25 protein-coding genes, 1 pseudogene and 1 riboswitch are annotated in these 26,255 nt (G+C 69.9%); of the genes and pseudogenes, 20 read left to right on the plus strand and 6 right to left on the minus strand.

Features of this window, described 5'->3' with window-relative positions; all coding sequences use genetic code 11:
• Positions 1-204: 204 nt before the first annotated feature.
• Entirely contained in the window at positions 205-1,620 is a 1,416-nt protein-coding gene (locus tag CA984_RS47645; protein WP_086567799.1) for a C40 family peptidase, read from the plus strand.
• Between the two features lie 3 nt (positions 1,621-1,623).
• On the opposite strand, the gene CA984_RS03075 is transcribed toward CA984_RS47645, so the two are convergent.
• The gene (locus tag CA984_RS03075) at positions 1,624-2,112 is read right to left on the minus strand and encodes an inorganic diphosphatase (protein WP_086567801.1); all 489 of its coding nucleotides are present in this window, start codon (positions 2,110-2,112) and stop codon (positions 1,624-1,626) included.
• A 123-nt stretch (positions 2,113-2,235) separates the two neighbouring features.
• Between CA984_RS03075 and dacB the strand changes: the two genes are divergently transcribed.
• The 11 genes and pseudogenes from dacB to CA984_RS03135 all read left to right on the plus strand — a co-directional run bounded on the left by dacB (position 2,236) and on the right by CA984_RS03135 (position 12,526).
• Entirely contained in the window at positions 2,236-3,597 is a 1,362-nt protein-coding gene (gene dacB / locus CA984_RS03080; RefSeq protein WP_242675706.1) for a D-alanyl-D-alanine carboxypeptidase/D-alanyl-D-alanine endopeptidase, read from the plus strand.
• A gap of 51 nt (positions 3,598-3,648) precedes the next feature.
• Positions 3,649-4,719, plus strand: a pseudogene (locus tag CA984_RS03085) (zinc-dependent metalloprotease); the annotation flags it as partial.
• A 274-nt stretch (positions 4,720-4,993) separates the two neighbouring features.
• Entirely contained in the window at positions 4,994-6,007 is a 1,014-nt protein-coding gene (gene tilS / locus CA984_RS03095; RefSeq protein WP_086567806.1) for a tRNA lysidine(34) synthetase TilS, read from the plus strand.
• 11 nt (positions 6,008-6,018) lie between these two features.
• Positions 6,019-6,576 (plus strand): hypoxanthine phosphoribosyltransferase, encoded by a 558-nt coding sequence (gene hpt, locus CA984_RS03100; RefSeq protein WP_218919784.1) that lies wholly within the window; start codon positions 6,019-6,021, stop codon positions 6,574-6,576.
• A 282-nt stretch (positions 6,577-6,858) separates the two neighbouring features.
• Positions 6,859-8,829 carry an ATP-dependent zinc metalloprotease FtsH gene (gene ftsH / locus CA984_RS03105; RefSeq protein WP_031158043.1) on the plus strand — a complete coding sequence of 657 codons (1,971 nt, stop codon included), beginning with the start codon at positions 6,859-6,861 and terminating at the stop codon, positions 8,827-8,829.
• Between the two features lie 17 nt (positions 8,830-8,846).
• Positions 8,847-9,413, plus strand: coding sequence for a GTP cyclohydrolase I FolE (folE, locus tag CA984_RS03110; RefSeq protein ID WP_386448548.1), 567 nt, complete (start codon positions 8,847-8,849; stop codon positions 9,411-9,413).
• Between the two features lie 525 nt (positions 9,414-9,938).
• A complete protein-coding gene (folP, locus tag CA984_RS03115) occupies positions 9,939-10,790 on the plus strand; it encodes a dihydropteroate synthase (RefSeq protein ID WP_086567809.1) in 852 nt (283 codons plus the stop codon).
• Complete coding sequence (locus tag CA984_RS03120) at positions 10,787-11,224, plus strand: nuclear transport factor 2 family protein (protein WP_012895518.1); 438 nt, start codon at positions 10,787-10,789, stop codon at positions 11,222-11,224. Before folP ends, CA984_RS03120 begins: the two co-directional genes overlap by 4 nt.
• Complete coding sequence (folB, locus tag CA984_RS03125; RefSeq protein ID WP_031158037.1) at positions 11,221-11,583, plus strand: dihydroneopterin aldolase; 363 nt, start codon at positions 11,221-11,223, stop codon at positions 11,581-11,583. Before CA984_RS03120 ends, folB begins: the two co-directional genes overlap by 4 nt.
• Entirely contained in the window at positions 11,580-12,077 is a 498-nt protein-coding gene (gene folK / locus CA984_RS03130; RefSeq protein ID WP_086567812.1) for a 2-amino-4-hydroxy-6-hydroxymethyldihydropteridine diphosphokinase, read from the plus strand. The genes folB and folK overlap by 4 nt, the downstream gene beginning before the upstream one ends.
• Positions 12,074-12,526, plus strand: coding sequence for a DUF3180 domain-containing protein (locus CA984_RS03135; protein ID WP_086567814.1), 453 nt, complete (start codon positions 12,074-12,076; stop codon positions 12,524-12,526). Before folK ends, CA984_RS03135 begins: the two co-directional genes overlap by 4 nt.
• Positions 12,527-12,874: 348 nt before the next feature.
• Here the strand turns inward: CA984_RS03135 and CA984_RS03140 are convergent, their stop codons facing one another.
• Positions 12,875-13,744 (minus strand): 4Fe-4S domain-containing protein, encoded by an 870-nt coding sequence (locus tag CA984_RS03140; protein WP_086567816.1) that lies wholly within the window; start codon positions 13,742-13,744, stop codon positions 12,875-12,877.
• Between the two features lie 132 nt (positions 13,745-13,876).
• On the opposite strand from CA984_RS03140, the gene CA984_RS03145 reads away from it, so the two are divergent.
• Both CA984_RS03145 and CA984_RS03150 read left to right on the plus strand, forming a co-directional pair.
• Positions 13,877-14,350, plus strand: coding sequence for a MarR family winged helix-turn-helix transcriptional regulator (locus CA984_RS03145; RefSeq protein ID WP_165781078.1), 474 nt, complete (start codon positions 13,877-13,879; stop codon positions 14,348-14,350).
• A gap of 52 nt (positions 14,351-14,402) precedes the next feature.
• A complete protein-coding gene (locus tag CA984_RS03150; RefSeq protein WP_086567821.1) occupies positions 14,403-14,987 on the plus strand; it encodes a hypothetical protein in 585 nt (194 codons plus the stop codon).
• A gap of 38 nt (positions 14,988-15,025) precedes the next feature.
• Here CA984_RS03150 and CA984_RS03155 read toward each other — a convergent pair whose 3' ends face one another.
• Together CA984_RS03155 and CA984_RS03160 are read right to left on the minus strand one after the other, a co-directional pair.
• A complete protein-coding gene (locus CA984_RS03155; RefSeq protein ID WP_086567824.1) occupies positions 15,026-16,222 on the minus strand; it encodes an NADH-quinone oxidoreductase subunit D in 1,197 nt (398 codons plus the stop codon).
• Positions 16,223-16,239: 17 nt separating this feature from the next.
• Positions 16,240-17,544: an aminotransferase class V-fold PLP-dependent enzyme gene (locus CA984_RS03160; RefSeq protein WP_086567826.1), complete on the minus strand. Its 1,305-nt coding sequence runs from the start codon at positions 17,542-17,544 to the stop codon at positions 16,240-16,242.
• A 53-nt stretch (positions 17,545-17,597) separates the two neighbouring features.
• Positions 17,598-17,713: riboswitch (SAM riboswitch) on the minus strand.
• 135 nt (positions 17,714-17,848) lie between these two features.
• Here CA984_RS03160 and CA984_RS03165 point away from each other — a divergent pair.
• The 3 genes from CA984_RS03165 to CA984_RS03175 all read left to right on the plus strand — a co-directional run bounded on the left by CA984_RS03165 (position 17,849) and on the right by CA984_RS03175 (position 20,701).
• Positions 17,849-18,616 carry a TerC family protein gene (locus tag CA984_RS03165; protein ID WP_242675700.1) on the plus strand — a complete coding sequence of 256 codons (768 nt, stop codon included), beginning with the start codon at positions 17,849-17,851 and terminating at the stop codon, positions 18,614-18,616.
• A gap of 20 nt (positions 18,617-18,636) precedes the next feature.
• Positions 18,637-19,836 carry a cytochrome P450 gene (locus tag CA984_RS03170; protein WP_086567828.1) on the plus strand — a complete coding sequence of 400 codons (1,200 nt, stop codon included), beginning with the start codon at positions 18,637-18,639 and terminating at the stop codon, positions 19,834-19,836.
• A gap of 181 nt (positions 19,837-20,017) precedes the next feature.
• Entirely contained in the window at positions 20,018-20,701 is a 684-nt protein-coding gene (locus CA984_RS03175) for a hypothetical protein (protein ID WP_133061518.1), read from the plus strand.
• 162 nt (positions 20,702-20,863) lie between these two features.
• On the opposite strand, the gene CA984_RS03180 is transcribed toward CA984_RS03175, so the two are convergent.
• Together CA984_RS03180 and CA984_RS03185 are read right to left on the minus strand one after the other, a co-directional pair.
• Positions 20,864-21,910 (minus strand): S66 peptidase family protein, encoded by a 1,047-nt coding sequence (locus CA984_RS03180; protein WP_086567832.1) that lies wholly within the window; start codon positions 21,908-21,910, stop codon positions 20,864-20,866.
• A 370-nt stretch (positions 21,911-22,280) separates the two neighbouring features.
• Entirely contained in the window at positions 22,281-23,246 is a 966-nt protein-coding gene (locus tag CA984_RS03185; protein ID WP_086567834.1) for an SAM-dependent methyltransferase, read from the minus strand.
• Between the two features lie 427 nt (positions 23,247-23,673).
• On the opposite strand from CA984_RS03185, the gene CA984_RS03190 reads away from it, so the two are divergent.
• The 3 genes from CA984_RS03190 to panD all read left to right on the plus strand — a co-directional run bounded on the left by CA984_RS03190 (position 23,674) and on the right by panD (position 26,215).
• Positions 23,674-24,564: a Rossmann-like and DUF2520 domain-containing protein gene (locus tag CA984_RS03190; protein WP_086567836.1), complete on the plus strand. Its 891-nt coding sequence runs from the start codon at positions 23,674-23,676 to the stop codon at positions 24,562-24,564.
• Positions 24,555-25,412: a pantoate--beta-alanine ligase gene (gene panC / locus CA984_RS03195; protein ID WP_086567838.1), complete on the plus strand. Its 858-nt coding sequence runs from the start codon at positions 24,555-24,557 to the stop codon at positions 25,410-25,412. Before CA984_RS03190 ends, panC begins: the two co-directional genes overlap by 10 nt.
• A gap of 374 nt (positions 25,413-25,786) precedes the next feature.
• A complete protein-coding gene (gene panD, locus CA984_RS03200) occupies positions 25,787-26,215 on the plus strand; it encodes an aspartate 1-decarboxylase (RefSeq protein ID WP_086567841.1) in 429 nt (142 codons plus the stop codon).
• The last annotated feature ends 40 nt before the right edge of the window (positions 26,216-26,255 follow it).

Genomic DNA, 26,255 nt, shown 5'->3' on the forward strand with positions numbered 1-26,255 from the left:
AGAGGCCGATGGCCGAACCCGCCGGACGGCCGCCCGGCGCGCCCTTGGGGCCGGCGGTGGCGGCATGACCAAGAGCATTTCCCGCCGGTATTGATTACGTTGCGTGAGTTGCATGTGTGCGAAGAGTGACTAAGGGGAATCTTGAGCTAGATCATTGTCACGGAACGACATGTAGCGATACACGGCGATTCAGGAGGTGGGCGCATGCAGTCCGTCGAGAGGTGCTGTCGCGCCGGCGTGATGGTGGCGGGCCTGACCTGCTGCCTGATCACGTGCGCGGCCGTCCCGGCCGTCGCCATGCGGGACAGGGTGGGGCCATCCGCCGAGGAGGTCGCCAGGGCCCGGTCCAAGGCCGGTGAACGGAGTAAACAGCTCGGTGAGACCACGGCCCTGCTGGCGAGGGCCCAGGCTGAACTCGGCGCGCTGAGCGGCCGGGCCAGGAAGCTGGTCGAGATCTACGAGGGCGAGCGCGCCAAGGCGGCCCGGGCCGAGGAGCTCCTCCGGGAGGCGAGGGAACGGGCCGGGGCCGGCAGGGCGGAGAAGGTCCGCCAGGCGGCGGCTGTGACCCCTGTCCGGGGAGACGGCGGGACGCTCTGGAACCATCCCCAGGGAGGTGGGGCGGTCATGATCCCCCGCCAGGGTGACGGCGGGTCGGTCGCGATCCCCGCGCAGGAGGCTGCGACCGCCCTCAAGACCCAGACGGAGGCCGCTGCGACGGAGGCCGTCCGGACGGGGACCGCCGAGGCGGAGGCCGTTCAGCAAGGGGCCGCTGGGATGGAGGCCGTTCAGCAGGGGACCACTGAGGCGGAGGCCGTCCGGACGGGGACTGCCGAGCCGGAGGCCGTCCGGACGGGGACCGCCGAGGCGGAGGCCGTTCAGCAGGGGGCCGCCGAGACGGAGAACGGCCGGGTGGAGGCCGCTGTGGCGGAGGCCGCCTGGTATGAGCGGCGGAAGGCGGCGGAACGAGCGGCTGCGGCGAAGAAGGCGGCCGAGGAGGCCGTGGTCAGGCAGGTCGCCGAGACCCGGCGGATCGAAGCCGACAGGGCGCGGCTGGACAGGCAGGCGAAGGCGGAGACGATCGTCGCCGAACGGCTCGCCGGCAAGCGGGTGGCCGTGCTCAAGTGGTCCAGGGTCGCCAAGCAGCGCGCCCGGCAGGGCAAGCGCCGGAGCGCGGCGGTGGCACGGAACAGAGCGCGGTTCGTGGCGGCCAGGGGGACGGTGCCGACCTGGCCGCTGAACACGACCTGGCAGGCCGCGCGGGGCGACATCGCCGCCGACTGGGCGCTCACCCAGCTCGACAAGCCCTACCTGTGGGCGGCCACGGGGCCCGGCAGCTACGACTGCTCAGGGCTGACCATGCAGGCGTGGGCGCGGGCCGGGATCAGGCTCGACCACTGGACGGGCACCCAGTGGACCTCGGGGCGGCACGTCCAGCTCAGCCAGGTCCGCCGGGGCGACCTGCTGTTCTTCGGGCGGATCACCCGCGATCCAGGCGACATCTCCCACGTGGGGATCTACATCGGCAGGGGCCTGATGGTGCACGCCCCGCAGACCGGGGACGTGGTTCGGGTCGCGCCGATATGGCGCAGGGACCTCATCGGCGCGACCCGTCCGGACTGACGATCAGTGCTTGTGGTCCTTCTCGCGCCTGATGGAGCGGACGATCTCCTCCTCGGCCTCGACCCGGCCGACCCAGTTGGCGCCCTCGACGGACTTGCCGGGCTCCAGGTCCTTGTAGACCTCGAAGAAGTGCTGGATCTCGAGACGGTCGAACTCCGGCACGTGGTGGATGTCGCGGATGTGCTCCATCCGGGGGTCCGTGGCGGGAACGCACAGGACCTTGTCGTCGCCACCCTTCTCATCGGTCATGCGGAACATGCCGACCGCGCGGCACTTGATCAGGCAGCCGGGGAAGGTCGGCTCCTGGAGCAGCACCAGGGCGTCGAGGGGGTCGCCGTCCTCGCCGAGGGTGTTCTCGATGAAGCCGTAGTCGGCGGGGTACTGCGTGGAGGTGAAGAGCATCCGGTCGAGCCTGATCCGCCCGGACTCGTGGTCCACCTCATACTTGTTCCGTTGCCCCTTGGGAATCTCAACGAGAACGTCGAACTCCACCGCTTTTCCTCCGCTCAAGCCCCCCCGGGCACCCCCGGCTGGGCATTAGTGTCTCGTAAGCGTTAATACCTGTTGGATACCGATTGATGAGAGGTCGGCGACGTCATGCGGCGCGAGCGGTGGGTGGCCTTGGTCACTCTCGTCTTGCTGCAGCTTTTCGTCGTCGCGGCCGGCGCCCACCTGCTGACCAGCGGTCTGCTGGTCGAGAAGGCGACCGGATCGGCCGCTCCGGTGGAGCCGCCTCCCGTCCCGGTCATCACCGCGAGTCCGGTGCTGGCCGCGGGGGGGAACGGACCTCTCCCGGCCAAGAGTACTTTGGCGGGGCGGCTCACCGAGGCGCTGGGGGACCCCGCACTGGGCGGGCACGTCGGCGCCGCGATCCTCGACGCCGAGACCGGCGCCACGTTGTTCGGCAGCGGAGCCGACGGCGGCGTCACCCCGGCATCCACCACCAAGCTGGTCACCGCGGTCGCCTCGCTGGCCTCGCTGGGGCCTGACGCCCGGTTGAGCACCCGCGTGGTCCGAGGCTCCTCGCCCGCTTCGATCGTCCTGGTCGGCGGCGGCGACCCCACCCTGACGGCCCGTAAGCCGTCCGCGGTCCCCGTCTACCCCCAGCCGGCCTCGCTCGCCTCCCTCGCCCTGCGGACGGCCAGGGCTCTGAAGGCCGCCGGGACCACCAAGGTGACGGTGGCCTACGACGACGGTCTCTACACCGGGCCGACCATCTCCCCGGTGTGGAAGCCCAACTACGTGCCCGACGGCGAGGCCGCTCCCGTCACGGCGCTCATGGTCGACGAGGGCAGGGTCGCGCCGGGCGTCCGCCAGCGGGTCGCCGACCCCTCCCGCACGGCACACGGCGCGTTCGTCTCGATGCTGTCGAAGCAGGGCATCGCGGTCTCCAGGTCCGCCCGCCGGGTCAAGGCCCCGGCCGGCGCCCAGGAGATCGCCCGGGTCGACTCCGCCCCGGTCTACGCGCTGGTCGAGCGGGCGCTGACGATGAGCGACAACGACCTGTCGGAGGCCCTGGCCAGGCAGGTGGCGATCAAGGAGGGCAGGCCCGTCTCCTTCGACGGAGCGGCTGCGGCTGTCCACCAGGTGCTGGTCCGGCTGAAGGCGGACGAGGGCGTGCGGGTCTTCGACGGCAGCGGGTTGTCGCCCAAGAACCGCATCACTCCCATGGGCCTGGCCCGCCTGATCGCGGTGGCGGCCTCCCCGGCGAATCCCCGCCTGCACCCGATCGTCAGCGGCATGCCCATCTCCGGGTTCAGCGGCACCCTCGGCCACCGGTTCGGCAAGATCCACTCCGCCTACGGGCTGATCCGCGCCAAGACCGGCACCCTCAACGGGGTCAGCACGCTGGCGGGTATGACCACCACCAGGGACGGCCGGCTGGTGACTTTCGCCTTCATGGCGGACGACATCCCCCCGGGCAGGAACGCGGAGGCGGCCCTCGACAGACTCGCCGCCACGGTGGCCGGGAGCTGACCGCGGGCTCGGGGCGCGCGGCCGGGAAGGAGACCGCGTACGGTGGACGGTATGCAGGTGATCGACTGGGACCTTGCCGTAGCGACCGGAACGCGCCTGGTGCGCCCCGGGCCGCAAGTGAGCCGAGAGGAGGCCCGGCAGGCGGTCGCGGAGTTGCGACAGCTATCCCGTGAGGCCGAAGGGCACGTCCGGGAGTTCACCCGGATCGACACCGAGACCGCGCCGCAAGCGGCCACGATCGTCGACCGGTCCGGCTGGATCAAGGCCAACGTCGAGGGTTTCCGGGTGGTCCTGGAGCCGCTGACCGAGCGGATGGCCGCGCGCAGGGACCAGACGCCGGCGATCGTGAGCGCGGTGGGCTCGCGCATCACCGGGGTCGAGGTCGGCGCGGTGCTGGCCTTCCTCGCCTCCCGCGTCCTCGGGCAGTACGAACTGTTCCTCCCGCCCGACCCCTCGGGCCAGGAGGCCATCGGCCGGCTCACCCTGGTCGCGCCCAACATCGTGCACGCCGAGCAGGAGCTCGGCGTCCACCCGCGCGACTTCCGTCTCTGGGTCTGCCTGCACGAGGAGACCCATCGGGTGCAGTTCACCGGTGTCCCCTGGCTGCGGGAGTACATCCGCTCCCAGATGACCGAGTTCCTGCTCGCCTCCGACCTGGACCTGCCCACCCTCCTGGAGCGGCTCCGCTCGGCCGCCGACGCGGTCGCCGACGCTGTCCGGGGCGGCGAGGGCAACCTGATCGACGCGATCCAGACCCCCGAGCAGAAGGAGATCCTCGACCGGCTCACCGCGGTGATGACCCTGGTCGAGGGCCACGGCGACTACGTCATGGATGCGGTCGGCCCCTCGGTGGTCCCTTCGGTCGCCGACATCCGGGCCAAGTTCCACCACCGCCGTGAGGGAGGCTCCCGTCTCGACCGGACGGTCCGCAAGCTGCTCGGCGTCGACCTCAAGATGAAGCAGTACGCCCAGGGCTCCAGCTTCGTCCGCACCGTCGTCGACCGGGTGGGCATGGACGGCTTCAACAAGGTCTGGACCTCCGCGGAGACCCTCCCGACCCAGGAGGAGATCGCCCACCCCGACCGCTGGATCGCCAGGGTGATCGGCGCCCCGCCCCTTCCCGGCGCCGGGGCCGACGGCGCCGCGGGTCTTCCGGGAACCGGGACCGACGGCGCCACCGCCCGTCCCGAGACCGAGACCAAGCCCGAGACCAAGACGGCGACCGAGACCAAGCCCGAGACCAAGACGGCGACCGAGACCAAGCCCGAGACCAAGACGGCGACCGAGACCGAGACCGAGACCAAGACGGCGACCGGGAGCGAGGCCGAGACCAAGACTGCGACCGGGAGCGAGGCCGACGGCGCCGCGGGCTGACCAGAGGCCGGACAATGGCGGCATGGGTCCGCCTCCCGCCGTCGCCGACGTCCGCCGTGCCGTACGGCATGCCCTGGACGGCCTGGAGCCCGGCGATCTCGTGCTGGCCGCGTGCAGCGGCGGCGCCGACTCCCTGGCGCTCGCGGCCGGGCTGGGGTTCGTGGCGCCCCGCGCCGGGCTCCGCGCCGGGCTGCTGACCGTCGACCACGGTCTCCAGGAGGGCTCTCCGGACCGGGCCGCCGACGTCGTACGGCTCGCGTCCGCCTTCGGGCTCGACCCCGCCGAGGCGCTGAGCGTCTCGGTCGGCACCTCGGGAGGGCCCGAGGCGGCCGCGAGGGAGGCGAGGTACACCGCGCTTTCGGAGGCCGCGGGGCGGCTCGGGGCGGCGGCCGTGCTTCTCGGGCACACCAGGGACGACCAGGCCGAGACCGTCCTGCTCCGGCTGGCCCGGGGGAGCGGGACGCGGTCGCTGGCGGGGATGCCGGCGCGGGCGGGGCTCTACCGGCGTCCGCTGCTGGAGCTCGGCCGGCGGACGACCGTGGCGGCCTGCGCGGCGCTCGGGCTGTCGCCGTGGGACGACCCGCACAACCTCGATCCCCGCTACACCCGGGTCCGGGTCCGCGAGCGGCTGCTGCCCGCCTTCGAGGACGAGCTGGGCCCGGGGGTCGCCGAGGCGCTCGCCCGGACCGCCGCCCTCTGCCGGGACGACGCCGACGCGCTCGACGGCTGGGCCGACGCGGTCTACGCGCGGGCGGTCGTCTCCGATTCCGCTCTAAGCGATATCGGGGCGGTGGCGGTGGCCGTACCGGAGGTGGAGGACGTGCCGGCCGCGGTGCGGCGGCGGGTGTTGCGCCGGGCGGCGATCGAGGCCGGAGCCCCGCCGGGCACGCTCGCCGCGTTCCACATCCTTCAGGTGGACCGTCTGGTGACCGACTGGCGGGGGCAGCGGCGCGTGGAGGTCCCCGGGGGGGTGGGAGCGGTCCGGCGGTATGGCACCCTGATATTCGCCAGACAGCCAGCAAGCCCCGTCTCGTAAGGAAATCCCAGGTGGACGCAGCCGACATGGGCAAGGATCTCTCGAAGGTCCTCATCCCGGAGGAAGAGCTCCAGGCAAAGATCAAGGAGCTCGCGAGCCGGATCGACGAGGATTACGCGGGCAAGGACCTGCTGATCGTGGGAGTGCTCAAGGGGGCGGTCATGGTCATGGCCGACCTGGCCAGGGCACTGCATGTGCCGGTTCAGATGGACTGGATGGCCGTCTCGTCCTACGGCGCGGGCACCAAGTCCTCGGGCGTCGTGCGCGTGCTCAAGGACCTCGACACCGACATCGCCGGCCGGCACGTGCTGGTCGTCGAGGACATCATCGACTCCGGCCTGACCCTGTCGTGGCTGGTGCACAACCTGAAGTCGCGCAATCCCGCCTCGGTCGAGATCTGCGCCGCGCTGCGGAAGCCGGACGCGGTCAAGGTGCCGATCGATGTGAAATACATCGGTTTCGACATTCCCAATGAGTTCGTCATCGGTTACGGGCTCGACTACGCGGAGCGATATCGCAACCTTCCCTTCATCGGGACCCTCGCCCCGCATGTGTATGGAGCGGGCTGAAAAGTACGCCCTGCGCGAAGCGCGCCCCCCAAGGGGGCCGACATTGCTCATAGCGGCGGGGAACACCGGGCTACTTGACGTACGTTGGTAGGGCAAAGCCGGTACCGCCCGGGCAGTTACTCTGCGCGGCACGCCGGTGTACCTTCGGACACCAAAGAGATGACCTTTCGGGGTGTCTCTGGGGAGTCAGTTGGAGCGGTTAGGGATACCGCGAACCCCGGGTTCGCCCGGGGTGTCAGGCCTTGGTCAGGAAGGGACGGGCCCGCCGGGGTTCCGCATCGGATGGATCTCAAGCGATTTACACGTGGGCCACTGCTGTGGATCCTGGGCATCGTCGTGCTGCTCCTGCTCGTCACCACGATGTGGGGCGGCGACGGCAACTACGAGAAGGCCGACACTTCGAAGATCATTAGTTGGATCGACGAGGGCAAGGTCGCCAACGCGAAGATCATCGACAAGGACCAGCGCATCGAGGTCACTCTGACCGACAAGAAGCGCTACTACTCCTCGTGGGTGACCGGGCAGGGTGTCCAGCTCGCAGACAAGCTCGAATCCGCCGCGACCAGCGGCAAGCTCACCGGCGGCTACACCGTCGACGTGCCGAAGGAGAACTTCCTCCTCGGCCTCCTGGTGAGCTTCCTGCCGATCGTCATCATCGTGCTGATCTTCCTGTTCATCATGAACCAGATGCAGGGCGGCGGCTCCCGGGTGATGAACTTCGGCAAGTCGAAGGCCAAACTCATCACCAAGGACACCCCGAAGACCACCTTCGCCGACGTCGCGGGCGCCGACGAGGCCATCGAGGAGCTCCAGGAGATCAAGGAGTTCCTGCAGGCCCCGGCCAAGTTCCAGGCGATCGGCGCGAAGATCCCCAAGGGCGTCCTCCTCTACGGCCCGCCTGGAACCGGCAAGACCCTGCTCGCCAGGGCCGTCGCCGGCGAGGCCGGCGTGCCGTTCTACTCGATCTCCGGTTCCGACTTCGTCGAGATGTTCGTCGGTGTCGGCGCCTCGCGAGTCCGTGACCTGTTCGAGCAGGCCAAGGCGAACGCGCCGGCGATCATCTTCATCGACGAGATCGACGCGGTGGGCCGTCACCGCGGCGCGGGCCTCGGCGGCGGTCACGACGAGCGCGAGCAGACGCTGAACCAGCTCCTCGTCGAGATGGACGGCTTCGACGTCAAGGGCGGCGTGATCCTGATCGCCGCGACCAACCGGCCCGACATCCTGGACCCGGCACTGCTGCGTCCGGGACGTTTCGACCGCCAGGTCACCGTCGACCGCCCCGACCTGGAGGGCCGCAAGGGCATCCTCAAGGTGCACGGCCGCGGCAAGCCGTTCGCCGAAGGCGTCGAGCTCGACATCATCGCCCGCCGGACGCCCGGTTTCACCGGCGCCGACCTGGCGAACGTGATCAACGAGGCCGCGCTGCTCACCGCCCGCGCGGACCAGAAGCTGATCACGATGGAGATGCTCGAGGAGTCCATCGACCGCGTGATGGCCGGCCCGGAGCGCAAGACCCGCGTCATGTCGGACCAGGAGAAGAAGATCATCGCGTACCACGAGGGCGGTCACGCCCTGGTCGCGCACGCGCTGCCCAACTCCGACCCGGTCCACAAGATCACGATCCTGTCCCGCGGACGCGCCCTCGGTTACACGATGACGTTGCCGATGGAGGACAAGTTCCTGGCGACCCGCTCGGAGATGCTGGACCAGCTCGCGATGCTGCTGGGCGGCCGTACGGCGGAGGAGCTCGTCTTCCACGAGCCCACCACCGGCGCCTCCAACGACATCGAGAAGGCCACCTCCATCGCCCGCCGCATGGTCACCGAGTACGGCATGAGCGAGCAGCTCGGCGCGCGGAAGTTCGGCAGCGGCAACGCCGAGGTCTTCCTGGGCCGTGAGATGGGTCACGAGCGCGACTACTCCGAGAAGATCGCCTCCACGATCGACGAGGAGGTGCGCCGCCTGATCGAGGCCGGCCACGACCAGGCCTGGGAGATCCTCGTCGAATACCGCGACGTGCTCGACAACCTGGTGCTCGAACTCATGGAGAAGGAGACGCTCTCCCGCGACATGGTGCTGCAGATCTTCGCGCCGGTGGTCGTCAAGGAGAAGCGCCCCTCCTACTCCGGCTACGGCAAGCGGCTCCCCTCGGACCGCCCGCCGATCCTGACCCCGAAGGAGCAGTCCGGCAACGGCGCGCTCCCCGCGGGTGCGGGCCACGTCGACTCCGTGCCCAGGGACGGGAACTGAGAGTGAGTGTGAAGCCGTTGCAGGTCGATTCGGCCCGGATCGAGAGAGCCGTCCGCGAGATCCTGATCGCGCTCGGTGAGGATCCGGACCGGGACGGTCTGCAGGACACCCCCGCCCGCGTCGCCCGTGCCTACGCGGAGCAGTTCGCCGGGCTGGGGCAGTCCCCGGAAGACGTACTGACCACGGTCTTCGACGTCGACCACGACGAGATGGTGCTGGTGCGCGACATCGAGGTCTACTCGACCTGCGAGCACCACCTGGTGCCGTTCCACGGTGTCGCCCACGTCGGCTACATCCCGAACGAGAAGGGTCAGGTCACCGGCCTGTCCAAGCTCGCCCGCCTCGTCGACGTCTACGCCCGCCGCCCCCAGGTGCAGGAGCGGATGACCTCCCAGATCGCCGACGCGCTCATGAGCGTGCTGGAGCCCCGCGGGGTCATCGTCGTCATCGAGTGCGAGCACCTCTGCATGACCATGCGCGGTGTCCGCAAGCCCGGCGCCAAGACCATCACCTCGGCTGTGCGCGGTGATTTCCGCAACAGCGACAAGACGCGGGCCGAAGCGATGGCGCTCATCCTCCGCTGATCCCCGCTCCTCGCCCGCAGATATCCCGCCTTGCTCGGGCCGCCACGGCGGCCCGAGCAAGGTTTCTGTTTTGGGGGCCGGTTCGAAAGCCCTCCAATCCCGCTTTGCTCGGGCTAATATCTCCACACTTGCCAAGGTCCGGCATGCTCCGAACTCCTGATCCGAATGCCCTCCGATCGGTTGACCGGGACAGATGCGGCCCAACCGGGGAGATGATCGCCAGAAATGTCACCGATTGTCCACGTCGGCCCGTCGCCTCGGCGGTCGCCGGCCCGGTCGGGCGGGTCACTGTGACGGTCGCCGCGTCCGGGCAGCCGGGGCCGGCGCGGATCGTCACCGGACGGCGCCCGTCGCGGGCGGGGGCGGCGGAGCCCGGCGGAGCTTCAGGATCTGGGCGGAGGAGAACATGACCGGCGGATGCCCCGATCGGCGGACGTCCGCCCCGGGATGGACGGGCTGTTTCGTTATGGCACAAGCTGGACCCGCGAGATGGGCGAAGAGTGGACTACGCCTAGGCTTGTCCGCATGACTACGTGGAGTGTGCCGGGGATGCCCGCGGAGGGCCGATGCCTGGTGATGGGCGTGGTCAACGTGACCCCCGACTCGTTCTCCGACGGCGGCCAGTGGTTCGACCCGGTGACGGCCGTACGGCACGGCCTGGAGCTGGTCGAGCAGGGCGCCGACATCGTCGACGTGGGCGGGGAGTCCACCAGGCCCGGGGCGGCGAGGGTGTCGCTCGAAGAGGAGCTGGCCAGGGTCGAGCCGGTCATCAGGGAGCTGAGCCGGGAGGGTGTCACGGTCAGCGTCGACACCATGCGGGCCGAGGTCGCCCAGGCGGCCGTGGCGGCCGGGGCGAAGCTGGTCAACGACGTCAGCGGCGGCCTCGCGGATCCGGCGATGCCGCGCGTCGTCGCCGCGTCCGGCGTGCCGTACGTGGTGATGCACTGGCGGGGCCACAGCCACGCCATGAACAGCAGGGCGGTCTACGGCGACGTCGTGACCGAGGTGCGGGAGGAGCTCTCCAAACGGGTCTCCTCCGTGCTGGCCGAGGGGGTGGCCGACAATCAGATCGTGCTTGACCCGGGCTTGGGCTTCTCCAAGAACCCCGAACACAACTGGGCTCTGCTCGCGGGGCTGGACCAGCTCGCCGAGCTGGGTTATCCGATGATCATCGGGGCCTCGCGGAAGCGTTTCCTGGGCCGCCTGCTCGCGGACCCGGACGGCGCTCCGCGTCCTTTCAGTCGCAGTGACGACGCCACGCTGGCCGTGACCGCCCTCGTCGCACAGGCGGGGGCATGGTGTGTGCGCGTGCATGACGTACGCCCGAACGCGGACGCCGTCCGTGTGGCTGCCGCAGTTCAGGGAGCGAGAGCATGAGCGTCGACACCACCGCCGTCGAGACGGTCAACCAGGCGTTCTACACCGCGATCGAGAACGCCGACCTCGACAGGATGACCGAGATCTGGGCCGAGGACGTCGACGGCGAGCAGGTGAGCTGCGTGCATCCGGGGTGGCCGATCGTGAACGGCCGCCAGGAGGTGCTGCGCTCCTGGGCGCTCATCATGGCCAACACCCCCTACATCCAGTTCGTGCTGACCGACGTCCGCGTCATGGTCCTGGGTGACGTGGCCATCCTCACCTGTGAGGAGAACATCCTCACCGCGGGGGACGAGGGCGACTCCAGCTTCGCCGCGGGCAAGGTCGTGGCGAGCAACACCTTCATCAGGACGGAGTCGGGGTGGCGGCTCTGGCTGCACCACGGCTCACCGGTGCTGCAGGGCGACGAGGACGAGGAAGAGGAAGCCGCGTGACCGACCGGATCAGTGTGAAGGGCCTGCGGGCGCGGGGGCGGCACGGCGTGCTGGCCGCCGAGCGGGAGCTCGGCCAGGAGTTCGTCGTCGACGCCACGCTCTTCCTCGACACGGCGCCCGCGGCGGCCGGGGACGACCTGACCAGGACCGTTCACTACGGCGAGCTGGCCCAGGACCTGGTGAAAGTTGTGGAGGGCGAGCCGGTCAATCTGATCGAGACCCTGGCCCAGCGCCTGGCGGATGTCTGCCTGGCCCGCGAGCAGGTGCTGTCGGCGGAGGTGAGCGTGCACAAGCCGGCCGCGCCGATCCCGCTGCCGTTCGACGACGTGGTCGTGACGATCACGCGGAGCCGGGGATGAAGGTCGTGCTGGCGCTCGGCAGCAACCTGGGCGACCGGTTCGACACGCTGCAGGGCGCGCTCGACTCGCTCTTCGACGCGCCGGGCCTCGAATTCGTCGCGGTGTCGCCGGTCTACGAGACCGACCCGTTCGGCGGCCCCGAGCAGGGGCCCTACCTCAACGCGGTGGTGATCGCGGACAGCATCCTGGAACCCAGGGCGCTCCTCGATCGTGCTCAAGGTGTGGAGAACGCCTTCGGCCGGGTCCGGACAGAGCGCTGGGGAGCGCGCACCCTGGACGTCGACCTGATCACCGTGGGGGACGTCGTCTCCGACGACCCCGAGCTGACGCTGCCGCACCCCCGGGCACACGAGCGCGCGTTCGTGCTGGTGCCGTGGTCGCGGGCCGACCCGGACGCGGTCCTGTCCGGCCGCAGGGTCGACGACCTGCTGGCCGCGCTGGACCAGGACTACGTACGGCTCCGCGCCGACCTGACGCTGCAGAGGCCCATTTGAAACCGACCCGCCCCGGCGTGCTCGTCGGTCTCCTCGTCGTGTTCGCGATCATCACCTGGGCACTGCTGAAGCCCCTCTACTCGTCCCTGCCGACCGTGCCGTGGACCGCGATCCCCACGGTGCTCCTGCTGGCCGTCGGCGAGATCTACAGCGGATGGATGACCAAGGCCCGGATCGAGCGCAGGGGCGACACCAAACCCGTCGAACCGCTGGCCGTGGCCCGGCTCGCGGCCCTGGCCAAGGCCTCCGCGTACGGCGGGGCGATCTTCGGCGGGATCTTCGCCGGATTCACCCTCTACACCGCCGAGCTGCTGGATCAGGGCGTGCCGCGCCGCGACTTCCTCATCACCGGAGGCTCGTTCGTCGTCTGCGTGCTGCTGGTGTGCGCCGCCCTCTACCTGGAGTACTGCTGCAAGGTGCCGAAGGACTCCTCGGAGGAGGACCGCTAGATGATTGCTTCCAAGGCGTGGGCTGCGTGGGCTTGAACCCGACGTAACGAGAAGTTCTAGCGTTGCTGTTGCGCCGTCGGTGCGGTGTCAGCGTGTGTAGAGACCATCGAGGCGGCCGCAGGCCAGGACCGGACCGGCTCTCGCCGCCGCGCTTGCCGACGTGGGGCCTTGGGGATGACGCTCTCGTGTTCGGAATCGGAGCTGTGAAGGCCCAGCACCCCCGGTCCGATTCCGCTCGCCGTGCAGCACCATGGGGGACTGTCTCATCGGGCTCCGGCAGTACGCCGATATTGAGGAATGGTGCTGTAGCCGATGCCGTGCGGGCCTTGTGCCGGTTGGGCCGCTCTCTCACCAGCGGACGGCCGTGAAGTCGATCGGCCCGGGCCGTAGCAGTCGCGTGCGTTCGGCCAGCGCTCGCAGCCGCCGGGACATCTCGTCGGCGGCCAGGCGTTGGCGGTCACCGTGGCCTGGCAGGATCCATTCGAATCGCAGCCGTCCGGCCGTCCTGGCCAAGGAGGCGGCCAACTCCTCGATGGAGTACCAGGTCACACTCTCCGCGACTTCCAGATCACAGGTGGTGCGCGACCAGTAGAAGCTGTCTCCGCTGAAGCAGTACCGGTCATCCGCGAGGTAGAGCACGCTGCCCCGGGTGTGGCCGGGCAGTGGATGAGCGGTGACTCCCTCGCTGATCTCGAGAGGTTCCAGGCCCCGGATCACGTGGTCCGCGTCCGGTGCCGCGTCGAGGTCGCCCTCGTGGATCCACAGGTGGGCGCCGAAATAGTCCGCGTATTGGCGGCCGTGTGCGGCGTGGTCTCGGTGTGTGAGCAGCACATCGGTGACCAGACCCGATGCCGCGTAACGCTCGGCGAGTTCACGGCTCCAGCGCGGTGTGTCGATCATCATGGCCGTGCCGGACGGCCGCAGCAGCAGGTAGGAGTTGGCCCCGGCGGTGTGTCGGGAGTTGTGCCCGCACATCAGTACGCCGTTGTCCAAGGCCATCGGAAAAGGGTCGAGTGCTTGGTTCGGCGGCCCGGACGCCGGGCGGATCGAGCGTGTGGGGCAGGCGAAGGCGGCCGCGTGGAGGCGCCGTGTCTCCGCCTCACCGTTCGGCGGGCGCAGGATCTGCGACCTTCCGCCGGCCTCGCCGATCAGGTCTGGCGCGAGCTGTCGGGCGGCATCGCAGTTAATGCAGCGGTCGTCCACGTACCAGCCGTCCATGGCAGGACTCCTTCCCAAGGGGAACGACCCGGACCAGGGCCGCCATTGCCTCTCCGAGTCGCAGAGGCAACGCATCGGATAAAGTAGCTGCATAGCTAAGTATCTGAATCGCGAAGATAAATGGAACCTCGCATGCCCGTCAAACCGCAGGACGACCAGAACGACGAACTACCCGACCGGATCATTACGTCCATGACGGACCTCGCCGGAGCCCTGGGACGCCTGAACGACCTGATCGCCCAGCATCTCGGCATCGCGCAGACCGATCTGCTCTGCCTGCACGTACTCAACCGCGCCGGAGCCTGCACCGCCGGTGCACTCAGCTCTCAGCTCGGGCGTACCACCGGCGCGGTCACGCACATGCTCGACCGTCTGGAGAAGGCGGGATACGTCCGGCGTAAACCCGACCCGCAGGACCGCCGCCGCGTACTCGTCGAAGCCTCGACCCCAGGGCTCGAACGGATCGCTTCGTTCTACGACGGGATCGACGCCCGCGGCCGCCGATTGATGGCCACCTTCTCCGGCGACCAACTGGCGGCTATCCACACCTTCCTTCTGGGTAGTTACGAAAGTGCCGCCGAAGAGTGTGATCACCTGACTCGATAGCCAGGCCCCACGTCGCACCATGTTCCTCAGCTTGGGGGAGACGGAGACATCGGTGAAGCCGGACCTCGACAGCTTGGCCACCGCACTGTACGTGGGATTCGGCGACCTGCTGAAACAATCACCTCAGCTGGCGCCCTGGCGCCCGTCGGTGGGCATCGCACCGAAGCTCAGCGACGCGGAGCTGGTCACGCCGGCGGTGTTGCAGGCCCTGCTGGGCTTCACCTCCGAGCGGCGGTGGATCCGTCATGCCCGCGCTCACCTGCGGCATCTGTTCCCGTACCTACCGATGGCTCTCGGCTACAACAAGCGGCTGCGCAAGGCGGCGGCCCTGCTCCAGCAGGCCATACGGCTACTGGCGATCTACGCCACGCTGTGGAACCTCCGGCTGCTCCGGCCAGCCCGCGAAAGCGAGGGGGAGCGGCCAGGCGCACCGATGCTCAAGCCATTGCGGCAGGTCATCGAGTCGATCAACGAGACTTTCAAAGGCCGGCTCGATCTGGAGCGCCACCGCGGACGCACCCCCAGTGGCGTGATCGCTCGCGTTCTGCAGCGCGTCCTGACGCTGACCGCCGCGATCTGGCACAACGACCACACCGGCCAGCCCGTCAAACGTGCCTTGACCGCCTACGACCACTGAACCCCTTAGCCGCAATCATCTAGGGTCCGCCCGCGCGGTCACTTGTCGATGTCGCCCACGACGAAGAACATCGAACCGAGGATGGCCACCATGTCGGCGAGCAGATGGCCCGGTAGCATCTCGCGCAGCACCTGGACGTTGTTGTAGGAGGCCGAGCGGAGCTTCAGCCGCCACGGGGTCTTCTCGCCGCGGGAGACCAGGTAGTAGCCGTTGATACCGAGCGGGTTCTCCGTCCAGGCGTAGGTGTGGCCCTCGGGGACCTTGAGCACCTTGGGCAGGCGCTGGTTGACGGGCCCCTGTGGCAGCTCCCGGAGCCGCTCCAGGCAGGCGTCGGCCAGGTCCAGGGAGACCTTCACCTGCTCCAGGAGCACCTCGAAGCGGGAGTGGCAGTCTCCGGCCGACCGGGTCACGACCCGCACCGGCAGCTCGCCGTAGGCGAGGTAGGGCTCGTCCCTGCGCAGGTCGATGTCCACCCCCGAGGCGCGGGCGATGGGGCCGCTCACGCCGTACTGCATGATCGTCTCGCGGTCCAGCACGCCTATCCCGACCGTGCGGGCCAGGAAGATCTCGTTCCCGGCGATCAGGTTCTCGATGTCGGGCAGCCGCCGCCGCACGTCCGCGACGGCGCGCGAGGCCCGGCCGGTCCATCCCTCGGGCACGTCCTCCTTGAGGCCGCCGACCCGGTTGAACATGTAGTGCATCCGCCCGCCGGAGATCTCCTCCATCACGGCCTGGAGGGTCTCGCGCTCCCGGAACGCGTAGAAGAGCGGGGTGATCGCGCCGAGCTCCAGCGGGTAGGAGCCGAGGAACATCAGGTGGCTGAGGACCCGGTTGAGCTCGGCCAGCAGCGTGCGCATCCAGACGGCCCGGACGGGCACCTCCATGCCGAGCATCCGCTCCACCGCGAGCACGACGCCCAGCTCGTTGGCGAACGCCGACAGCCAGTCGTGCCGGTTGGCCAGCATGATGATCTGCCGGTAGTCGCGCACCTCGAAAAGCTTCTCCGCGCCGCGGTGCATGTAGCCCACGATCGGCTCGGCCGCGCTGATCCGCTCCCCGTCCAGGGTGAGCCGCAGCCGCAGCACCCCGTGCGTGGACGGATGCTGCGGCCCGATGTTGAGGACCATGTCCTCGGTCGCGAGCTCCTTGCCGCGCGCTCCGTGCACGGCGTCCGCTCCGGCGCCGATCCCTACGCTGATCTCCCGGGGCGGGCCTGCGGCACGACGCTCAGTCATACGGCCATGCTGTCACGTCAGGCCCGGTTGAGGAGATCCCGGAGGGCGGCGACCAGACGGTCGACGTGCTCCTCGGTGGTGCCGATCCCGATGGAGGCGCGGACGGCGGAGGCGGTGACGTCGTCGCAGCCGCCGTCCTTGGCGCCGAGGAGGTGGCGGACGAAGGGGTGGGCGCAGAACTTGCCGTCGCGCACGCCGATGCCGTACTCGCCGGACAGGACCTCGGCGACCTCACGGGCGGTGAAGCCGTCCACCACGAAGGAGACGATGCCGACGCGGGGGTGGTCGGGGCCCCACAGGGAGAGCTCGTGGACGCCCTCGATGGCGGCGAGCCCGGCGCGGAGACGGCCGATGAGGCGCTCCTCCTCGCGGAGCAGGGCGCTCCAGCCGGTGGCGTTCAGCGCGTCGCAGGCGGCGGCCAGGGCGATGGCGCCCAGGACGTTCGGGGTGCCGGCCTCGTGGCGGGCCTCGGGGTCGACGTGCCACTCGGTCTCGTCGTCGTTGACGGCCTTCACCGCGCCGCCGCCCCGCAGGTACGGCTCCGCCGCCGCCAGCCAGTCCGTCCGGCCGATCAGGGCGCCGGTGCCGAAGGGGGCGTAGAGCTTGTGGCCGGAGAAGACCACGTAGTCCAGGTCCAGCGCCGTCAGGTTGAGACGGCGGTGCGGGACGAGCTGGGCGGCGTCGACGAGGATGCGGGCGCCGTGGCGGTGGGCGATGTGGGCCAGGGCGGCGATCGGCCAGAGCTCGCCGGTGACGTTGGAGGCGGCGGTCACCACCAGCAGCTTGGGGCCGTCGATCCCGGCCAGCGCCTCGTCGGCGGCGCGGACCGCCTCACCGGGGAAGGCGGGGGGCGCGAGCCGTACGGCGTCGGCCCAGGGCAGGAGCGAGGCGTGGTGCTCGGTGTCGAAGACCACGGCGGTGGTCCCCTCGGGCAGGCTGCGGGCCAGCAGGTTGGTGGCGTCGGTGGTGTTCCGGGTGAAGACCACCGAGTCGTCGGGGCGGGCCCCGACGAAGGCGCGGACCGTGTGCCGGGCCTGCTCGTAGCGGGCCGTGGTGAGCTGGGAAGCGTATCCGGCGCCGCGGTGGACGCTGGAGTAGGCCGGGAGCGCGGCGGCGACGGCGGCGCTCACCGGTTCCAGACAGGGCGCGCTGGCGGCGTAGTCGAGGTTGGCGTAGGGGACGAGCCTGCCGCCCTTGACCGGGACCTCGAGGTCCGAGCCGAGCACCGCGGGGATCCGCCGGTCCTCGGAGGCGCGGGTCGCCGGGACGGTCACGGCTGCGGCGGTGGTGGCGGCGGAGGTGAAGATCGTCAGTGCGGACACGCCAAGGCTCCCTGAGAGGTCATCGGACCCCAAGCCGTGGCATTGGTGCGTGGAGCCCGCGCTTGCCCGGCACACATCGTGCCGGACCAGGTCCTCACCCGGGGCACCCCGCCGCGGACGCGAGGGTTGCCGGCCAGCGAGCCGGGGCTTGTCACTGGCACTCATGACCTACAGGGGAACTATAACCGACAGCCGGCCGGGCTCCGCAAGTCTTCAAAATGCGCAGATGTGATCCTGGTTCAGGAACTCCTGGAGGTCTCCACCCGTCTAGGCAGTGACCCCGTAACGCTTGATGAAGGAGCAGATGATGGATTGGGTGACCAACCCGGAGATCTGGATAGGGTTTGTCACCCTTGTCGGTCTGGAGATCGTGCTCGGCATCGACAACATCATCTTCATCTCGATCCTGGCGGGGAAGCTCCCGCCGGAACAGCGGGACAAGGCGCGCAAGCTGGGCCTCCTCGCCGCCCTGCTGAGCCGGCTCGCGCTGCTGCTGGCGCTGTCGTGGGTGGTGAAACTCACATCGCCCATGTTCGAGGTCTTCGGCCAGCCGATCTCGGGGCGCGACCTGATCCTGATCTTCGGTGGTCTCTTCCTGCTGGCCAAGAGCGTCTTCGAGATGCACGACAGCCTTGAGGGCAAGTCGGGGCACGCCAGCGGCAAGGTCGCCTCCTCCTTCACCTCGGTGATCCTCCAGATCATGGTCCTGGACATCGTGTTCTCCCTCGACTCGGTGATCACCGCGGTCGGCATGGTCGACGAGCTCGGCGTCATGGTCGCGGCCGTCGTCGTGTCGGTCGTCGTGATGCTCTTCGCCTCCGGCCCGATCAGCCGCTTCGTGGACAAGCACCCGAGCATCAAGATGCTCGCCCTGTCGTTCCTGGTGCTGATCGGGGTCGTACTCATCGCCGAGGGCTTCGAGCAGCACATCTCCAAGGGCTACATCTACTTCGCGATGGCGTTCTCGCTCGCCGTGGAGCTGCTGAACATCCGGCTGCGCAGCAAATCCAACGGGGAGAAGCCGGTTGAGCTGCACCAGCGTTACGAGGCGGACAAGCAGGCTGAGTCTTAAGTCAACATTACGATGTTGACGTGCGCTTTGATCCTTGGAATCCGGAATTCGTCGCCCATCCCTATGACGTCTACAACGAGCTGAGGCGGGAGCGGCCGGTCAGCTTCTTCGAGCCGACCGGCCAGTGGCTGATCGCCCGGCACGCCGACGTCAACGCGCTGCTGCGCGACCGCAGGCTCGGCCGCTCCTACCTGCACGTGGCCACGCACCAGGAGTTCGGCAGGCCGGACGACCCCGGGTTCCAGGACCCGTTCTGGCGGGTGGTCAGGGCCGGGATGCTGGACGTCGAGCCGCCGGTCCACACCCGGCTCCGGCGGCTGGTGTCCAAGGCGTTCACCCCGCGCATGGTCGAGGCGCTCCGCCCCAAGGTCGCCCGGATCGCCGGGGAGCTGGTGGACCGGTTCGCCGAGCGCGGCGGGGGAGACCTGATCGCGGAGGTGGCCGAGCCGCTCCCGGTGACCGTGATCGCCGAGATGCTCGGCGTGCCCGAGGCCGATCGGCACCTGCTGCGGCCCTGGTCGGCCGACATCTGCGGGATGTACGAGCTCAATCCCTCGATCGAGGCGCAGCACACCGCCGTGCGCGCGGCCGAGGAGTTCTCCGACTACCTCGTCGGACTGGCCCGTGCCCGCCGGGCGGACCCCGGTGACGACCTGATCAGCGCGCTGGCCCTGGTGGCCGACGAGGGCGACAAGCTCACCGAGGAGGAGCTGGTCGGCACCTGCGTGCTGCTGCTCAACGCCGGGCACGAGGCCACCGTCAACGTCACCGGCAACGGCTGGTGGTCGCTGTTCCGCAACCCGGCCGAGCTGGAGCGGCTCCGCGCCGACCACGGCCTGCTCCCCACGGCGATCGAGGAGCTGATGCGCTGGGACACCCCGTTGCAGATGTTCGAACGCTGGGTCCTTGAGGACATCACGGTCGGCGGGGTGGACATCCCGCGCGGCACGGAGGTGGCGCTGCTGTTCGGCTCGGCCAACCGCGACCCCGAGGTGTTCGCCGACCCCGACCGCCTGGACGTCGGCAGGGTCGACAACCCGCACATCTCATTCGGCGCGGGCATCCACTTCTGCCTGGGCGCGCCGCTGGCCAGGATCGAGCTGATCGAGTCGTTCGGCGCGCTGCTGCGCAGGGCGCCGAAGCTGGAACTGACCGCCGAGCCCTCGTGGGGACCGGGCTACATCATCCGGGGACTCACCTCACTCGACGTGCGGGTCTGATCCATGTAATCGCCCCCGAATCCCTCGGGGGCGATCAACCACGCCGAGCCCGTGCCTACCCGGCTAACAGCTCCTGACGGAATGACTTTCGCTGTGCCCCCTGCCCGTCTCGACGCCGGAGAACTTTTCAGCAGGATCACGCATCTAACAGCTCATGATCGAAATGACGGGCAAGAGAGCGATGGTATCGATCATCGCAACGGCGGTCATGGTGGCCTCGGCGGTCGGCGCGGCCAGTACGGCCCAGGCGGAGACCGTCAAGATCCCCAAAGGGTTTCTGCTGACCGAGGCCGAGGCGACCAAGCCCCTCACTGAGGATCAGGCGGCCGATGAGTGGTGGACGGTCAGCGACAAGCTGACCAAGCCGCTTGAGCTCATCCCCTGCCGCTCCAAGGAGAAGCCCCGCGATGGCCGCATCGCGATGCGGACCATCACCGAGGGGACCAGCGCCCCCTCGTACGCCACCGAGCAGCTCGTGCTGTATCCCAGCGCGAAGAACGCCGGGGCCGTGTTCCGCAGGCTCCGCGCCGACGTGGAAAAATGCGCCAAGGCCAAGACTCCGCAGACGGCGATCGTGGCCGGGGGCTTTCACCGCTACACCGGCAAGAAGGTGAACATCGCAGACGAGGCCCTGCTGGTCAAGGGGAGCTTCTACGAAAGGGGCACGGAGGAGCCCCTCAAGGGCGAGCTGTACATTTCCAGCGGAGATCGGTACGTCGTCGTCCGCCGCGGGAGCGCCTTGGTCCTCTACACCGCCGACTCCTACTGGGCCGGCGAGGACACGACCAAGATACTCACCAACAGGGCGAAGAAGATGGCCAAGAAGGTCTGCGACCTTCCCGGCGTGTGTACTCGGCGAGGATGATTGCCGGCTCTCGGCCGATGTCGACGCAGGACGGCCGCGCCCCGGTCCCTGGAGGTCTGCCCCTGCAGGAGTATGGCAGGGGAGACGGGCCCGCCCGGGGTCAGGCGGGCGTCTGGCGCAGCACCAGGGAGCGGGTACGGTGTTCCACCTAAACACGGCCGGTCAGAAGTGAGCGATGACGCGGCGGGCGGGGCCGTCCACGGTCACCAGTCCGCCGTAGGGCAGGACCCACTGGGGATCGGTGTGTCCGAAGTCGACGCCGAACACCGCCATGGCCTCGGGGCTGTAGTGGTCCAGCGCCCGCAGGATCGCCTCGCGCTGCTCGGTGCGGTAGCCGTCCCGCTCCTCGGGCGTGGTGCGGCGCATCAGGCTGCTGGCCTTGGCCGTACCGACGAGGACGGCCGGGAACTGCGCGAGCAGCCCGCGTTCGCCCGCGTTGCGCAACATGTAGAACACCTCCTGGGCCGAGGGCATCTCCTCGGAGGTCTCCAGCAGCAGCACGCACCCGGCGTAGTCCTCGACCGGACGGATCCACCGGTCCGTGGCCAGGTTCCAGTGCAGGATCTCCAGGTTGCCGCCCCACGTGGGGGCGGTGACGACCCGGTCGGGCCGGTGCCAGGTCCAGCCGGGGCTGGGCAGGGTCGGCGCCGCGCGGTCCGACGACGCGGGATCGCCCCAGTCGAGCTCGTCCTCGCTGAACACCTCGACCGGATGCAGCTCCATGTCCCCGCCGGTCAGCAGCGCCGCCCGCAGCGAACCGGCCGACACCGGGTGCAGACCGCCGCCGCGGCCGAGGTGCACCATCGTCGATCCGCCGTGGTAGCCCGCCACACCGAGGTTCCACAGCCAGTTGAGCAGGTTGGTGTTGTCGCTGTAGCCGACGAACGGCTTGGGGTCGGCGGTGACCACGGCGGGATCCAGGAAGGGCAGCACGCTGAGCTGGTCGTCCCCTCCGATCGTGGACAGCACCGCGCGGATGCCCGGATCGGTGAACGCCTCCGTCAGATCGGCCGCCCGATCTCGCGCCGTGGCGCCCAACCGGCGGGTCGTCGGATACTCCACGGGTTCCAGCCCGAACTCGTCGCGGAGCCGCCGCATCGCCAGCTCATGCACGGCCGGGAACATCCCCGGCGCCGCGAAGGAGGGGGAGACCACCGCCACCCGGTCTCCGGCCGTCAGCTTCGGAGGGAGGGTTAGATCAGGGCGCATCCCCTTATTTAATACGCAAGATCTAATACTCAAGTGACATTTTTGGATCGTGGTTGGGATCCGCGCCGGCAGGGGGATCGCTGAGCTCGGGCTTGATGCCGGCGTCGCCGTTGTGACCGGCGGGAGGCCTCATTGATCCGCCGGATCGGACAGGGCCCTTTCCAGATCCGCCTTCAAGCCCGTCTGAGCCGGGGGCTGGTGGATCTGCCGGCCGCCCATGCCGCCCACTCCTGCCGGGCGGTACGGCGTGGGGCTCGCCGGCCGTCGGCAAGCCGTTCGCGCTGGGCATCGCCAGGACCAAGGCGCCCGAGGCCAAGGGGGCTTGGTCGCTTCCGGCGTTCTGCCGCTCCGGCTCGCGGATGCGGGCTCGTCAGGTCCGGGTCTGGGACAGCCAGCCGAAGCCGCCGAGTCCCCCGGCGGCGATCAGCTCGGCCTCCTCGGAGGATCTGGCCAGGGCGCGGAGATAGCCGCGCGGGTCGCTGCGGGCCTGCTCGACGGGCGGGCGGACCCCGGTGACGCCGAGGGCGCGCAGCGCCTGCCGCTGCGTGGTCAGAACCGTCGTGGCGGCCCCGGCACGCTCCCCGGCTGCCGCGCAGGCGTCCAGGGCCACGTGCGCGGTGATGTCGCACGATCCGTCCGGCAGGGGCGCGACGGCCGCCCCGTCACGGTAACCGGCCAGCGTCCCGCACGGCGGACGGTCGTCCACAGGGTGTGCGTAGTCGATCGCGACCGCACGCCCGCGTGCCAGCCGTACGATCACCGATGCCCAGGCCTCGTCGCGTGGCCTGCCGATCTCGGCCCGCTCGCCCGCCGCCCGCATCGGCCACCAGCGGGCCAGCCAGGCCAGATCGGCGTCCTGCGGCCTGTCTCCGAGTCGTTCCGCGCCGTTCGACGGGTCGACCAGGACCAGCCGGGGGCCGTCCGCCGTCTGCTCGGCGACGTCCACGGGCACGTTGTCCAGCCACTCGTTGGCGATCACGAGCCCGTGGACCCCGTCCGGCACGGACGCCGTCCATCTGATCTCCTCCGGCAGCCGGGCGGGCCGGTGGGCCAGGTCCACCCCGGTCACCCGCAACCGGGAGCGGAGGCCGGGCGGTGCGGCGGCGAGCACGCCGGCCGCCAGGACGCCCTCGCCCGCGCCGATGTCCACCAGGTCGATCACCGGCGGGGCACCGAGCGCGTCGTCCACCGCGACGAGCTCGCGCAGCACCGCCTCGGCGAAGACGGGGGAGGCGCCGACCGAGGTCCGGAAGTGCCCCGAGGGTCGCTCCCGCAGGTAGAAGCCGTTGTCGCCGTAGAGCGCATGCTCCATCGCGTCGCGCCAGGTGAGCCACACGTCAACAGACGCTACAGCGCCCGGCCCGCTCACCTGAGGAGTACGGCCCAGGTCACCCCATGACCGGCCGGATACCCGGCGGACGCGGGGCTGAAGGGAGGGGCGGCACCCGTCGCCGTTTTCCGATTCACGCCGTGACGTGGCTGGAACGGCTCGGCCCGTTACGCTGGTCACCTGGGCAAGGAGCCCAGATGGTCGAAGGACGGGACGTCGTGACCCCTCGACTCCCTGAAGGGAGCGGCTTCTCGCTTGCCTCAGCCGAGGTGGGCGACGCACAAGCCCTGCCCGTTTCGGACGAAAGAACGCTATCAGTCAGTGTTTCCTCCTCCGCCTGAAGGCGGGGGTCTCCACGCTGGAGATATTCGATGAGGCGATTCCCCTGGCGGATAAATCCGACAGTTCGCTCGCTAGATCTGATGGGCATCTGATGGACACACGTGATCGCCCGGCACGGCTGGCCGTCGGAGTGGTCGGCGCGGGCCGGGTCGGCTCGGCACTCGGCGCCGCGCTCGCGCGAGCGGGCCACCGGGTCGTCGCCGCGAGCGGGGTCTCCGACTCCTCCAGGGAACGGGCGGCGGAGCGGCTCGGCCTGGTCCCCACCCGCCCCGAGGACGTGGTCTCGAAATCCGACCTCATCCTCCTGACGGTCCCCGACGACGTCCTGCCCGACCTGGTCTCCGGCCTGGTGGGCACCGGCGCCGACCTGCGGGGCAAGCTGGTGGCCCACACCAGCGGCGCGTACGGCCTGGCGGTGCTGAACCCCGCGATCAAGGCGGGGGCGCTCCCGCTGGCCCTCCACCCGGTGATGACCTTCACCGGCAAGGACGACGACCTCCGCCGGCTCGTCGGCATCTCCTACGGCGTCACCGCGCCCGACCCGCTCCGCCCGGTGGCCGAGGCGCTGGTCATCGAGATGGAGGGCGAGCCGGTCTGGATCGAGGACGAGGACCGGGCGCTCTACCACGCGGCCCTGGCGGGAGCGGCCAACCACATGGTGACGCTCGTCGCGGAGTCCTCCGAGCTGCTGGAGAAGATCGGCGTGGAGCAGCCGGGCCGGATGCTCGGCCCGCTGCTGGGCGCCGCCCTGGAGAACGTGCTGCGGCTCGGCATCGCCGGGCTGACCGGCCCGGTGGTGCGCGGAGACGCGGGGACCGTCCGCAAGCACGTGGACGCGCTGATCCTGGCCGCCCCCGAGGCCGCGGACGCCTATGTGGCCCTCGCTAGGCTCACGGCGGACCGGGCGCTGGCGGCCGGGCTGCTCAAGCCCGAGGCCGCCGAGCGCCTCCTGGACGCCCTGGGAGGCAACATATGGACGTGATCGTGGCGGGTGACCGCGCCGAGCTGGCCGAGGCGAGGCGGGCCCTGGGGATCGGCGGGCCGGTACCCCCGGGGAAGGCCGCCCTGGCGCTGGTGCCGACCATGGGCGCGCTGCACGAGGGCCACCGCTCGCTCATGCGGCTGGCCCGCGAGCACGCCGAGCACGTGGCCGTGAGCATCTTCGTGAACCCGCTGCAGTTCGGTCCCGGCGAGGACTTCTCCCGCTATCCCCGCACGTTCGACGACGACCTGGAGGTCTGCGCCGCGGAGGGCGTGGGCATGGTGTTCGCCCCCGCCGCCGAGGACATGTATCTGCCGGACCGGCAGGTCGGCGTCTCGGCGGGGGAGATGGGCGCGATCGTCGAGGGGGCGTTCCGGCCGGGGCACCTCGACGGCGTGCTGACCGTGGTGCTCAAGCTGTTCAACCTGGTCCGGCCGGACGTGGCGGTGTTCGGGCAGAAGGACGCCCAGCAGCTCGCGATGATCCGCCGGATGGTCGCCGACCTCGACCTGCCGATCTCGGTCGTCGGGGCGCCCACGCTCCGGGAGGCCGACGGCCTGGCCATGTCCAGCCGCAACCGCTACCTGTCCCCGGAGGAGCGCGGGACCGCGACGGTCCTGTCCCGGGCCCTGTTCGCGGGGGCCGGGCAGCGGACCCCCGGGGAGATCCGGCGGGTCGCGCGTGCCGTGCTGGCGGAGGAGCCCTCGGTGGCCGTCGACTACCTGGTCCTGGTGGACCCGGCGACCTTCGCGGAGGTCGGCGAGGGCCACACGGGTGAGGCGATCCTCGCCGTGGCCGCCAGGCTCGGCTCGACCAGGCTGATCGACAACGTGACGATCGGCCTCTAGGGACGTCCGGACTTCAGGGACGGCGGGTCTCAGGGACGGCGGGTCTTCGGGGGGCGGTCGGGCTTCAGAGACGGCGGGTCCGRCCGGCTTCAGGGAYGGCGGGTCTCAGGGACGGCGGGTCTCAGGGACGGCGGGTCTTCGGGGGGCGGTCAGGCTTCAGAGACGGCGGGTCCGACCGGCTTCAGGGATGGCGGGGCTTCAGGGACGGTCGGGCTTCAGGGATGGCGGGTCTTCAGGAACGGTCGGCCTTCGGTGATCGGTCTTCAGGGAGCCCGGAGGGACGGAAGCACTGCGGCGTTTCCGGGGTGTCGGATATATTCCGCGCAGGCGTGCACGCCACCAGGCGGCGCGACCGAGTGAGAGGTGATCGACACATGCTCCGCACCATGCTCACGTCCAAGATCCATCGTGCCACCGTCACCCAGGCCGACCTGCACTACGTGGGATCGCTGACCGTCGACGAGGATCTGCTGGACGCGGCGGGCCTGCTCCCCGGTGAACAGGTCCACGTGGTGGACATCGACAACGGCGCCCGGCTGGTGACCTACACGATCGCGGGCCCCCGCGGTTCCGGGATCATCGGCATCAACGGCGCGGCCGCCCGCCTCGTCCACCAGGGCGACCTGGTGATCATCATCGCGTACGGCCAGCTCGACGACGCCGAGGCGCGGACCTTCCGGCCCAGGGTCGTCCACGTCGACGGTGGCAACCGGATCGTCGATCTCGGCCACGACCCCGCCTCGGCTCCGGAGCCCGCCACCGGTCTCCTGCGCGGTGACAGGCTCCACCGGCCGGCGGACTGAGAGCCCCTCACGGGGAAATGCTCCGGCGGAGTCGGATGTC

The organism is Streptosporangium minutum (assembly GCF_002149035.1).
GTDB classification, from domain to species: domain Bacteria; phylum Actinomycetota; class Actinomycetes; order Streptosporangiales; family Streptosporangiaceae; genus Streptosporangium; species Streptosporangium minutum.